Genomic DNA, 11504 nt, shown 5'->3' with positions numbered 1-11504 from the left:
CCTCACCCCGCTGCGGAATGCCTCTCCCGATTGAGAATCATATGAAGCGTTCCACGAATACTCTCCAGCCTGCATTTGTTCAAAAGCCTTCTTCCTTTGCTTCTTGAGAGGATAGAATCAGCCAGGATATACACGAGCTTAGCGGCTGTCTTTCCCACTAGAAGCAGCTTGCCTTTTAGTCCTTCGCTTTTCATAGCGTTAGAGATACCTTGGCTATAATAGCGCCTCATAATCCAGTCTTCCGTCAAGCGGGCCGCCGGCACGAAATGGTCAACCGCCATTTCCGGATGGTAGAGGATGGAATGCCCTTCTTTTTGAATCTGTCCGAATAACCAGGTCTCTTCACCGGAGAGCAGAGAATCACCCTTTCTTCCGAGATCCAGGGGAAAAAGACTGATGTCGAATACGAGCTTCCGCATCGCCATATTGGCCCCACAAGGATGAAGTTGCTTGGGATATTCCTTAATCCGGCTACCTAAATCAACAATCGTGTACGGAAGCTCAAAGGGTTTAATCAACCAGTCCGGACGTTTACTTTCAAATATCGGAGCGATTTTGCCTCCCATAGCCATGACCTCCGGTTTACTCTCGAAAGTACTGACAATCGTTGTTATCCAACGCTGGCAAGGTATCGCATCATCATCGAGAAAGGCAATCAGCGGCGATTTGGAAGCCAGAATTCCTGTATTTCTAGCCGCTGAAAGCCCCTGCATCGGCTCCATCATGTAGCGGATATCCACATCAGCTCCATGCTTTCCTATAAACTTTTTGACGCAAGCTTCAGTATCATCCTTGGAACAGTTATCCACAACAATGATCTCCGCCTGCTCTAAGTGATCCAGCTTTAAAAGTGACTGAAGCGTCTTGATCAATAAAGGTGCTCTGTTGTAGGTACAGATGATAATGGAAAGCTTAGGAACGTCTCCGTATTCACGCATCGGCATTCACCTAATTTCCACATTATTAATAAGCATCTTTTGAACCGAGTAACATCAGTCCGGTTTTAGCAATGATTTTTAGATCCAGCATGGTGCTCCGAATATGGATGTAGGTTAAGTCCAGCTGTACCATTTCGTCGAAGCCGACACTGTTTCGGGCATTTACTTGCCAATATCCGGTACAACCTGGAGTAACCGTCAAACGCTGTTTGTCATAATCCGTATACTGAGCCACCTCTTCTGGCAGCGGAGGACGAGGACCGACCAGACTCATTTGACCTATCAGCACATTCCACAGCTGAGGTAGCTCATCGATGCTCGTCTTGCGCAGGAATCTCCCTATTTGTGTGATCCGCGGATCGTTCTTAATCTTGAACATGGCACCGCTCACTTCGTTATAGGCCATCAGGTTTTCTTTTAACTCCTCAGCGTTACTGACCATGGATCTGAACTTATACATCGGGAATTGCTTTTCATTCTTCCCAACCCGGTTTTGCCGAAAGAACACCTTTCCTTTCGGATCCTCCAGCTTGATCAGAATCGCCACGACAACAAATAATGGCATTAACACGAGAAGACCAAGAGCGGAAAAAAAGATATCGATCATCCGTTTCATTATCAAATAGGACTCTGCTTCTTTCCTTCTCTCATCGGTATGCAGCATGTAAAGTTTCGGCAGGACCGCCTCGTAGTCTTCCGGCAGTTTTTGCATGCTCATCCTCCTCATCTAAAATTTTGCGAACTCAACTTAACTACTCAAGCTGGTTTGTCCCATTTTATTCAGCCATTCCGCCATTGCATCCATCACCGGATAGCGCAAATCTTCGCTTTGCAGTGCAAATTCAAGTGTTGTCAAAATATATCCAAGCCGCTCGCCGACATCATATCTTGTTCCGTCAAAATTATAGGCATATACCCGTTCGCTCTGATTCAGCTTCTGAATGGCATCTGTCAACTGGATCTCTCCGCCAGCGCCTTCTTCCATCAAATCGAGATACTTAAAGATCTTCGGCGTAAACACATACCGGCCCATGATCGCAAGATTGGAAGGTGCCGTACCTAGTGGCGGCTTCTCTACAAAACTGTTAACCCGATACAATTTACCGTCCTGCAAATCCGGTTCAATAATACCGTAACGATTCGTGAATTCATCAGGAATCTCTTGAACTCCGATAACCGAGTTTTGTGTTTCTTCATATTGATCGATCAGCTGCTTAAGGCAAGGTACGGCTCCTGTGACGATATCATCGCCTAACATGACACCGAATGGCTCATCTCCGATAAACCGTCTTGCACACCATACGGCATGTCCGAGACCCTTCGGTTCTTTCTGGCGGATATAGTGAATTTCTACCTTAGCTGAACGTTGAACCTCTTTAAGCAGATCCAGCTTTCCATCTTCCAGAAGCCTAGACTCCAGCTCAAACGCATTGTCAAAATGATCCTCAATGGCTCTTTTACCTTTACCAGTAACAATGATGATATCTTCAATACCGGAAGCAATAGCCTCCTCAACAATGTATTGAATGGTTGGTTTATTGATAATCGGAAGCATTTCTTTAGGCATGGCTTTCGTTGCAGGAAGAAAGCGCGTACCTAGTCCTGCCGCGGGTATGATTACTTTTTTTACCTTTTTCATCGCACTTTACCTCCTAAAAGTTTTGTGAGCATTAGCTTCAATGATTTGACTTCGAGCAAAACTTACTTCGAAAGCATAAACAGTTACTTCGCCTGGTTCATGGCAATTCCGATTAGATTAGAGCCGGTCTGTTCAAGCAGCGTCTTCGCTTTGCGAATCGATTCCCGTTTGGACTTTCCATATCTGGCCACCAGAATCACGCCGTCCGCTTGAGGTGCCAATATACGAGCATCACTGAAATCGACTGCCGAAGGAGAATCCAGCAGGATCAGATCGTAGTTTTCTTTTAGTTCCTCAAGCAAAGCGGTCATTTTGGGGTTGCCTAGCAAATCCGGCGGACTAACATGAGTTTTTCCCGCCGGGATGACTGAAAGATTGGCTAAGTTTCCGAGGACAGCGATGTTATCTGCTTCCTCTTGCCCACTTAAATAAGCCACAAGCCCGTCACTCCCCTCTACTTCAAACACGGTATGAAGACCGGGATGTCTCAGATTGCAGTCAACCACCGCTACCTTCTTGCCATCCTGGACGAAAGAGACCGCGAGATTCGACAATATTGTCGTCTTGCCTGCTCCAGCTTCTGCTGACGTAAAGAGCAGCACTTTTCCTCCGCCGCCCTGTGCTAGTCCAAGCTGACGTATATATGTGCGCAGTGATCGGAACGATTCGGAGATATGCGAGGATGGATTAACGTCTGTAACCAGACTCTTATTTAGCCGCAACATAAGCACCCTCCTTCACTCTGGTGTTGCCTGCCGCCTTACCTAAATCACGTTTACGAATGGTTGCGATCGAAGCAATTACCGGAAGACCAAGGTCATATTCCGCTTCCTTTTCAGACCTTAATGTGCCGTTAAGTGTTTCCATCAGCAAAATAATTCCTAGGGCAGCCATAAGTGATACAACAAAGCTGATGATGAGATTCATCGCAAACCCGCCGTTCGAGGGCCCTGGAACATCAGTCGGATCGGCCGGTGTCAGCAAGGTAACATTGTCTACCCTCATCAGCGATGGCAATTCACGAATGAATGTCTGCGATACCGCATTTACGATCCCGGCAGCTTTAGTGTAGCTTTCATCCTGAACATTGAGGTTGATCACCTGACTCTTCTCTGAAGTTTTAATCTCAAGCTTCTGGCTTAGTTCATCGGCCGTGAGACCAAACTCCGGGTGATTTTCTATTACGCTTTTCATGATGGTCGGTGATTTCATAATTTCCTTGTAACTCTCAATTAAATTCAGGCTAAAGCTCAAATCGTTAAGATTGTTGCTCTCGGGAGCTTTGGCAATGTTGTTGACAAGCAGCTGTCCGGAAGCGGAATAGACGGGTTCAACGAAGTTTTTGCTAACATAGTAAGTCGTAGCACAGGAGATCAAAATGAACACCATGATGAGCCAAAACCTTTTTTTAATCAGGTTAATGTAATCCAGAATCGTCTTTTCCACAGTAACCCTCCTTCCGCTAAAATTACATTCTGAAAGCATTCATGAAAGTTTCAGTTGTTGCTTTAATTCTATCAATCCACACCATTCGCCACATGGCTCATACCATCACTTTCCTCTTCACTTTGGAGTAAGACGTTATACCTCTTAAGAGGGGGATTAGGTATACTTTAGTGCCATATCGAGGGCAAATTTAGGTTTTAACGCACAAAAAAACACGGACAACCTGTCCGTGTTCATGTACTATGCTTACGAATTATTTCAATTTTCACTCGTAAGACATTTCATATTTGGTTAATCCGACAGCATTTGCATAAAGCGCTGCCTGAGTACGATCAGCCACCTGTAATTTAGCTAAAATCTGACTGACATGCTTCTTCACCGTAAATTCACTAATGAAAAGACGTGAAGCAATTTCTCTGTTGCAGGCGCCCTGTCCCAGCTCGATCAGGACTTCCTTTTCTTTGGGTGTTAATTCATCCGTTGGGCTGCTTCCACTCATGCGCATTTTATCTTCCATCAGACCAGGATCGTAATACTTTCTTCCCTTGTGCACCAATTGGATAGCAAACAGTAACTCCTCGGGCAACGCCTCTTTCAGTACATATCCATCTACCAGTACTTCTTCAGCCTTCAGGAAATCCTCTCTGCTCGCAGATGACGTCAACAGAATGAACTTACTAACGATACCACGAGCACGCGCTGTCTTGATGACATCCAATCCCGATTCATCTGCTAGCTTAAGATCAATCAATACGAGATCAGGCTGCGTCTCCTCAATCACAAGAAGCGCTTCTTGGCCATTCGTCGCCTCACCCGCAAACTGCACATTCGGTTGCATCGATATGACAGATGCCAGTCCTCTTCTAACTAAAGGATGATCATCAACAATGACGATTTTCACAGAAACGACCTCCCGCCTAAAGTTTATGCATTCTTTAATTCAGCTACACCGACAGGAATCGAAATCATAATTCTTGTTCCTGTGCTCTCATTACTGGACAACTGAAAGTCGCCACCGAGCGACTGGGTCAAATATTGCATATTCTTCATGCCAAGTCCGCTTACACTATCTTCAGATTCAATCCATAACAAATCAGTATCAAAACCAACACCATTATCACAAATCAATAATCGAATCCAAGTCGGCTTCAGAGACAGTTCTACATCCACTCGACTGGCAGCACCATGCCTGATGGCATTACCCGTGGCTTCGGAGATAATCCGAAAAAGCGCCTTGTGGTAAGGATAAGGGAGACTGAAATCATCGCCCGTTATTTTTAAATCAATATCAACATCATTTAATCTGGATAAGCTCTTCAAATGTGATCTTACCATGCCCAACCAAGTAGGACCGCCACTCTTCTTGGAGCTAAGACTGTAGATCGTGATCCGCAGTTCTTTGGCAACCTTTGTTGCAGAGTCATGAATAAGCTCAATTTGTTCTTCTAGCTCATGATCAGACATTCTCTTCCACGATTCCTTCAGCGAATGCGTCGCATACACAATACCAAAAAGGCTCTGCGACACACTGTCGTGCATTTCATCCGCAATCCGGTTCTGTTCGTTCGTGATGATCAACCGGTTCTCGATCACACCAAGCTCATGTCTTTCAAGAATATTCGCACTTAGCTCAGATAAGAATATCAATTGTTGAATATACCATCTGCGGCCTTCCAGCCCCTCTGTAGACTCCAGCTTGAGTCCAATCATCCCTACAAAACGGGTGCTCATCCGTACAGGCATCAGCAGGAAATCGCCTAATCCCGGCAGATTTCTAAAAATAGGCTCTCGCTGCAATCTCCATTCATGCTCATGTTTTCCCAGTTCTGAGAATAGGAACTGTTCCTCTTCCTGCTGCCAGCCGGTCTGCCTGCTCTGCGGAGCTGGTTCTCCGCTTTTCTTGGCGAACCAAAACAAAGCCTTATCTAGCTTCGTTAGCTTAACAACATAATCGGTGATCACTTGACCGATATTCATGAAATCATGTTGGCTTGAGGTTTCCACGATATGGTACAGGGATTTGATATGCTCCATCGTCTCTTTCGTGCGAGCATTCGATTCTTCACGTTGCCGCTTCATCCGATTAACGATCTGCATTATTATAACCGTAAGTACCAGTGTTAGAAACAGATTCCCATTTATAAATACAATTTCTAAAAAATTTCTGTTCGCAGAATTGATAAAAAAATAACAGAGCACCGCAAAAATACTGATATAGCTTAAGAGCAACGACCATCCAAAATAAATGGACAATGAGCCTGCAGCAATCAATACAGGATTAAGCACATAGAGCCTAAAAGAGCTTTCGTACCCACCCGTAAACAAGGTCAATGCGATAATTCCCACCATCTCTATACTAACAGCCAGGACGAGAGTCTTTGGCCTGCTGCGTAGCCTTCGATAACAAAATGAGAACGTTTGTGCAAACACAACAAGTATAGCAATAATAAGTGATTTATAAATTATGGAAGGTCCCGTCTTATCTAGAAGATACATGAGTGATGTGAGGGACAATGAAAAATACCTGTAATACGCAATCAGTTTGTCTTCTGCAGTTGGTTTGATTTTCATCCCACCACCCTATTCTCCAGTTTTTTGGAAAATGCGAGATTGTACTGTGCTCGATAAAAGCATCATACATGAGAAAAATCACAATAACAAGTTGACATTTCCCATGTTTGCGCTTCCATTTGAAAAATAGTTACAAAAAATTTATTATTTTTTTAGTAGGTTTTATCACTAAAATTTGGAATTTTATCCACTATAGTTAATAAGAACTAACACATTTATGTAATATTAATCCATATTTTTCAACATATCTTATAAAACGACAACAATTATACAAATTATAACAATTACTGTTGGGACTCTAGTAGGAGGATGTCGATTTAAATGTTATTCCGGCAAAGCTGGGGTGCGATCCCCATATATTTTTTAAATAAACGAGAAAAATAGAACGGATCATTATAATGAAGCATACTAGAAATTTCCTTAATTTGTAATGAGGTGTTAAAAAGCAACTTTTTGGCTTCCGCCATTTTTAGACGGTGAATATATTCATGAAGCGGGTATCCACTGCTGCGTCGAACAAGACGACGAAGTGTAGACATCGAAACATGATGTTTTGCCGCTATTTGTTCTAGGTCCATTTCACCATAAATGCATAAGTTCAGGTCTTCCCGAATCTGACGCATATAATCAGCCTGAGAATTCCAACTTTTTTCTTCTATTATAAAAGAACACTCCAGCAGCATTCTTTCGAGCAATAATGCTGCCCGATCCGCATCCACAGGTTCTCCGCTCTCCATCCGTTCCAGCACTTCTTCAAATAAGGTAGTAAGACCTACTATAGATTGGGCTTGAAAAACATTTCCCCCGGCTATGAGGTCCGATTCCAGCCATTCGGATACACGCGTGCCATTAAAGTTAATATAATACTCATCCCAGCTGCCTCCCGGTGGTGGACCAAAGTTATAACTGTAACCTGGGCGAAAAAAGTATAAGCTGCCTTCACGCACCTGCTGCTCTTTTCCCCCAATTTCCATGTAGGAGCCACTACCTGACACTATGTAAACAATGGCCCAGTGCTCAAAAACTACACCTGAACGGAATAACGTTCTTCCTGGCAGATGACCTGCCTGTCCCACCCTTATATTCTTGAGCTTCAGCTTGGAGGATTCAACCTTCGGATCAATAATTCTTATTGGATATGGACTGATCATATAATCCATGTGCTTGGACATTATAGGCATTCCTCCCCTTGTTTAGTAGTGATAAGGTTATTGTGAAGATGATCATATTCTACATGAATAAGAGGTGTCCACGCTATGCTTAATCATTCTACACTACTGCTTTTCCCTAATCCGCGTGAAATCACATTGTCACAAGGCTCCTTCCATTTCCCAACAAGCGGAAGCATCGTGCTTCCTAATATGGAAGAACAATCTGCCATGCCAGCTGCACGAAAACTACAGGAAGTGATTGCACAAGCATTGAATCTGCAGCTGACTTTATCCATTGGCTTACGTCCAACCGTTGTATCTGTCTGTAACTTTAACTATGTGCCATTATTGTCTGCACAGGCATATGAGATTGTTGTCGATCAGAAGGGTATCGTTGTCTCCTATAGCTCTCCTGTAGGCGCCTTCTACGCAGCAGCAACCCTGAAACAAATCATAGAACAAAGTGGCAAATCTATACCTCAGCTGCATATTCGCGATGAACCTGATTTTGGAGCCAGAGGCCTGCTCATAGATATCAGCCGCAATAAAATCCCGAAGCAAGAAACCTTGTACCGGATCATTGACCTTATGGCTGATTTGAAGATGAATGAACTTCAGCTATATATAGAAGGTGCTCCGTTCGCTTATGAATCCTTCCCTCAAGTCTGGGAGCTTGAAACCCCAATTACCGGAGAGGAAATCCTGCTTCTGGATGCCTATTGCAAAGCACGTTATATAGAGCTTGTTCCCAATCAGAACAGCTTTGGGCATATGGAGGGCTGGCTCTCTCGTCCAGAATTCAACGCTTTAGCTGAAATTCCCGAAGGCTTTATGCTTCCGAAGAATTTGTATGCGCAGGACGTTTATCCAGAAGGCTTATTTATGCACCCTGGTACTTTTGATACCGAAGATCCTGCTGTACTACCTCTGCTAGACAAAATGTTTGACGATCTGCTACCTTACTTTAGCTCCAATCAGTTTAATGTAGGCTGCGATGAGACCTATGAACTCGGTCTTGGTAAAAATAAAGCTCTGGCAGAAACTCAAGGCAAAGGTCAACTCTATTTATCATTCCTGCAAAAGATTTATGAGTTGGTTACAAAACGTGGCAAAACGATGCAATTCTGGGGCGATATCATTATCCAGCATCCCGAACTGATTCCTCAGCTTCCTAAGGATATTATTGCTATGGAATGGGGTTATAGCGCTGAGCATCCCTTCGAGTCCGATACGCTCAAATTCCGTGAAGCAGGTATTCCTTTTTATGTCTGCCCAGGCACCAGCTCATGGAACTCCATTACAGGACGCACAGACAATATGTTAGCCAATCTGCGCAGTGCAGCTATTCATGGCAAAAACAACGGCGCTATCGGTTATCTCATTACGGATTGGGGAGATTTTGGACACTGGCAGCATCTGCCGGTCAGCTATGCCGGCTTCGCCTACGGCGCAGCCCTATCCTGGAGTGTAGATCATAATCTGGAAGCAGATACTGCACAGTATTTAAATAGATTTATTTTTGCAGATCGTTCTGAGGGAATTGGCCAGCTGCTCCTGGATCTCGGCAATTACTATCAGCTTGAATCCAGTATCAACCGTTCAAATGATGCAGAAATGTCCCTGCTGCTGCGTACCCATCTGGACAATTTCCTAATCATAGAGAAGCTTACTGAGGAACACTTCAATCATCTCGAAGAATATCTGCTCTCCATTGAGGCGCGGCTATCGGGGTTAGATCTTCAATGTGAAGATGCTGCTCTTGTGCTGAAAGAACTGAGTAATGGCATCCATTTTGTGAAGCATGCTGTGCAGCTGGGCAGAATCAAGCTACAGTTGACATCAGCACCAGATTCGCTTGATCCTGCGCTGATTACGAAGCAAATCAATGACCTTGATGTACTCCTTCACCAATATCGTCTCTTGTGGACGGAACGCAACCGGCTCGGCGGCTTGGAGCAAAGTATCTCGAAACTTCAACGCCTGCGTAGTCAATATGAAGCATTGAAATCAGAACTCTCCGCATCCGTAAGTTCCTAATCCCTCTTATTAATATTCACTATATAGCTGCTGTTGGGTAATCGAACGTTGAACTAACGCTTTCGGTTCGCCCAACGCAGCTCTTCATATTGATTCTCAAGCATCTCCCGCTCACGTTGCTCGTGTTGTTCCCTGCCAATTCCCTCCTGCTGGCTTTCCTCATCCTCATAGATTCGCCATAGGTCAGAGAACAGATAGTCTTTGATTTCTACCACTTTTCCCTTCAAGATTCCGTTTATCCAAAAAAGTCCCGTGGAAGTACGCATAACCATGCGGCCATCCGGTGTTTCCGCCTTTTGACCCATTCGAATAGCCATAAGCATCTGGCCGAAAGTATACCATTCCATATCTGCTAATACCTCCTAAATTTTAGTTGTAATGGAATAAAGAGAAAGCTATAATCAGGGCAAAAGAACCATTTTCGTAAAAATTTTATAGGAGGGTTGTTATGGATTGGCTAAATGACTACGAAGATGAACTGCGCTTGGTATTCCAAGAAAGCAGACGGATTATTTCTGAATTTCCAGAACCTCTAAATCAACAAGGCATGTCCTATCTTGAGCATTTTAACGTATTTAACGCTGAAAGCCACAAAAACTACATATGTTATATTTTACCCTTTTGGCTGCAAAAGGGATGCGGAATCTCTGCAGAGGTTACTCGCCAGATGTCGATGGGCAACGTCTTTTTTATGTTGTATTTCTTCATACAGGATGACCTGATGGACAGCCAAGAATCCTCCGCATACGAAAAATTGCCCTTGGCGAATTTGCTTTATGTGGAATTTTTAAATATCTACCGGATACTATTTCCGGAGCCATCCGCTTTCTGGATCTTATTTAATCGTTATATCATGGAGTGGGCAGATAGTGTTAGCAACGAAAATACCAGTGACTATTTTCTTAATGATCGGGTCAAAATTTCCTATAAAGCCAGTCCGCTCAAGCTATCCAGCACCGCTGCCCTTCTGATGTCTGGAAAGAGTGATTTAGTGCCGCAAGCTGAAGAACTTATCCATTCGGTTTTGCTTACACTGCAAATGCTGGATGACTATGAGGACTGGAAAGAAGATTTATCCGCGGGCAACTATAATTGTCTTCTCTCCCTAACTCGCAAACATCTGCCTAACAGCAGTGCAGCTAAACTCACTTCGCAAGAGGTCGAATTTTATCTATTCACTGCAAATGGTCTACATACCTATACGGAATTAGCACACGACACACATAACAAAGTTACAGCTTCCGACCTTAATGCCCCTCATCTTATCGCGTTCCATTCCATGCTAGTAAGTAACTTACAGCAGATCTCTGATTCCATCGAGGCGGACAAGCAGCTCTTGCTAAACGGAGGATTATATCATTGGTTGTCAAAAAATGTCCATTAATTCTATTATTTTGTAATAAAAAGAATAGTATTAGTAGTTTTGCTATGTTATATTATTAAAGGTAAATATATACAATTTGGGAAGGGTGATTATTATGTCAGAAGCAATTCTTAGAAATCAAGTCATTCAAAAGGCATGGGAAGATCCAAGTTTCAAGAAAAGACTACTCTCAGACCCAAAAGCGGCTCTCCAAGAAGCACTAGGCGTAATCATTCCCGACAGCGTTACCTTGAAAGCCGTTGAAGAAGGCTCCAACGAATTCTATCTTGTAATTCCACCAAGTCCTACATCCGATGTATTGAAGGCAACCGCAGCACCACGCGGTTCGTGGTAAGACA

At 43.8% G+C, this 11504-nt stretch carries 12 protein-coding genes; 3 read left to right on the top strand and 9 right to left on the bottom strand.

Annotated features, from left to right (window positions below; translation table 11 throughout):
* Positions 1 to 2 precede the first annotated feature (2 nt).
* From NSQ66_RS04675 to NSQ66_RS04640, 8 genes are all read right to left on the bottom strand, one after another.
* The gene (locus tag NSQ66_RS04675) at positions 3 to 938 is read right to left on the bottom strand and encodes a glycosyltransferase (RefSeq protein ID WP_036676610.1); all 936 of its coding nucleotides are present in this window, start codon (positions 936 to 938) and stop codon (positions 3 to 5) included.
* A 25-nt stretch (positions 939 to 963) separates the two neighbouring features.
* Positions 964 to 1656, bottom strand: a complete 693-nt coding sequence (locus NSQ66_RS04670) for a sugar transferase (protein WP_076129267.1) — start codon at positions 1654 to 1656, stop codon at positions 964 to 966.
* Between the two features lie 30 nt (positions 1657 to 1686).
* The gene (galU, locus tag NSQ66_RS04665; protein ID WP_339279604.1) at positions 1687 to 2577 is read right to left on the bottom strand and encodes a UTP--glucose-1-phosphate uridylyltransferase GalU; all 891 of its coding nucleotides are present in this window, start codon (positions 2575 to 2577) and stop codon (positions 1687 to 1689) included.
* 83 nt (positions 2578 to 2660) lie between these two features.
* The gene (locus tag NSQ66_RS04660; RefSeq protein ID WP_076141773.1) at positions 2661 to 3302 is read right to left on the bottom strand and encodes a CpsD/CapB family tyrosine-protein kinase; all 642 of its coding nucleotides are present in this window, start codon (positions 3300 to 3302) and stop codon (positions 2661 to 2663) included.
* Entirely contained in the window at positions 3286 to 4023 is a 738-nt protein-coding gene (locus NSQ66_RS04655) for a Wzz/FepE/Etk N-terminal domain-containing protein (RefSeq protein ID WP_076141772.1), read from the bottom strand. The genes NSQ66_RS04660 and NSQ66_RS04655 overlap by 17 nt, the downstream gene beginning before the upstream one ends.
* Positions 4024 to 4288: 265 nt before the next feature.
* On the bottom strand, positions 4289 to 4924 hold the full coding sequence (locus NSQ66_RS04650; RefSeq protein WP_036676623.1) for a response regulator transcription factor: 636 nt from the start codon (positions 4922 to 4924) through the stop codon (positions 4289 to 4291).
* Positions 4925 to 4947: 23 nt separating this feature from the next.
* Positions 4948 to 6594: an ATP-binding protein gene (locus tag NSQ66_RS04645; RefSeq protein WP_036676625.1), complete on the bottom strand. Its 1647-nt coding sequence runs from the start codon at positions 6592 to 6594 to the stop codon at positions 4948 to 4950.
* Between the two features lie 317 nt (positions 6595 to 6911).
* Positions 6912 to 7766, bottom strand: coding sequence for a helix-turn-helix domain-containing protein (locus tag NSQ66_RS04640; RefSeq protein WP_076141771.1), 855 nt, complete (start codon positions 7764 to 7766; stop codon positions 6912 to 6914).
* An 84-nt stretch (positions 7767 to 7850) separates the two neighbouring features.
* Here NSQ66_RS04640 and NSQ66_RS04635 point away from each other — a divergent pair, with 84 nt between their 5' ends.
* Positions 7851 to 9782 (top strand): glycoside hydrolase family 20 zincin-like fold domain-containing protein, encoded by a 1932-nt coding sequence (locus tag NSQ66_RS04635; protein WP_036676630.1) that lies wholly within the window; start codon positions 7851 to 7853, stop codon positions 9780 to 9782.
* 53 nt (positions 9783 to 9835) lie between these two features.
* Here NSQ66_RS04635 and NSQ66_RS04630 read toward each other — a convergent pair whose 3' ends face one another.
* Positions 9836 to 10129 carry a hypothetical protein gene (locus NSQ66_RS04630; protein ID WP_036676631.1) on the bottom strand — a complete coding sequence of 98 codons (294 nt, stop codon included), beginning with the start codon at positions 10127 to 10129 and terminating at the stop codon, positions 9836 to 9838.
* 101 nt (positions 10130 to 10230) lie between these two features.
* On the opposite strand from NSQ66_RS04630, the gene NSQ66_RS04625 reads away from it, so the two are divergent.
* Both NSQ66_RS04625 and NSQ66_RS04620 read left to right on the top strand, forming a co-directional pair.
* Positions 10231 to 11166 carry a hypothetical protein gene (locus NSQ66_RS04625; protein ID WP_076141770.1) on the top strand — a complete coding sequence of 312 codons (936 nt, stop codon included), beginning with the start codon at positions 10231 to 10233 and terminating at the stop codon, positions 11164 to 11166.
* Positions 11167 to 11260: 94 nt separating this feature from the next.
* A complete protein-coding gene (locus tag NSQ66_RS04620) occupies positions 11261 to 11500 on the top strand; it encodes an NHLP leader peptide family RiPP precursor (protein WP_170914256.1) in 240 nt (79 codons plus the stop codon).
* The last annotated feature ends 4 nt before the right edge of the window (positions 11501 to 11504 follow it).

This window comes from Paenibacillus sp. FSL H3-0329, from assembly GCF_037963285.1.
Classification (GTDB): domain Bacteria; phylum Bacillota; class Bacilli; order Paenibacillales; family Paenibacillaceae; genus Paenibacillus_AQ; species Paenibacillus_AQ odorifer.
Note: the sequence above shows the minus strand (reverse complement) of the source record. Positions and strands in the feature narration are given on the sequence as shown.

Bases quoted from the DNA above. Each gene is read 5' to 3' on its own strand.
- NSQ66_RS04675 (WP_036676610.1), bottom strand. From the start codon at position 938: ATGCGTGAATACGGAGACGTTCCTAAGCTTTCCATTATCATCTGTACC.
- NSQ66_RS04670 (WP_076129267.1), bottom strand. From the start codon at position 1,656: ATGAGCATGCAAAAACTGCCGGAAGACTACGAGGCGGTCCTGCCGAAA.
- galU (WP_339279604.1), bottom strand. From the start codon at position 2,577: ATGAAAAAGGTAAAAAAAGTAATCATACCCGCGGCAGGACTAGGTACG.
- NSQ66_RS04660 (WP_076141773.1), bottom strand. From the start codon at position 3,302: ATGTTGCGGCTAAATAAGAGTCTGGTTACAGACGTTAATCCATCCTCG.
- NSQ66_RS04645 (WP_036676625.1), bottom strand. From the start codon at position 6,594: ATGAAAATCAAACCAACTGCAGAAGACAAACTGATTGCGTATTACAGG.
- NSQ66_RS04640 (WP_076141771.1), bottom strand. From the start codon at position 7,766: ATGTCCAAGCACATGGATTATATGATCAGTCCATATCCAATAAGAATT.
- NSQ66_RS04635 (WP_036676630.1), top strand. From the start codon at position 7,851: ATGCTTAATCATTCTACACTACTGCTTTTCCCTAATCCGCGTGAAATC.
- NSQ66_RS04630 (WP_036676631.1), bottom strand. From the start codon at position 10,129: ATGGAATGGTATACTTTCGGCCAGATGCTTATGGCTATTCGAATGGGT.
- NSQ66_RS04625 (WP_076141770.1), top strand. From the start codon at position 10,231: ATGGATTGGCTAAATGACTACGAAGATGAACTGCGCTTGGTATTCCAA.
- NSQ66_RS04620 (WP_170914256.1), top strand. From the start codon at position 11,261: ATGTCAGAAGCAATTCTTAGAAATCAAGTCATTCAAAAGGCATGGGAA.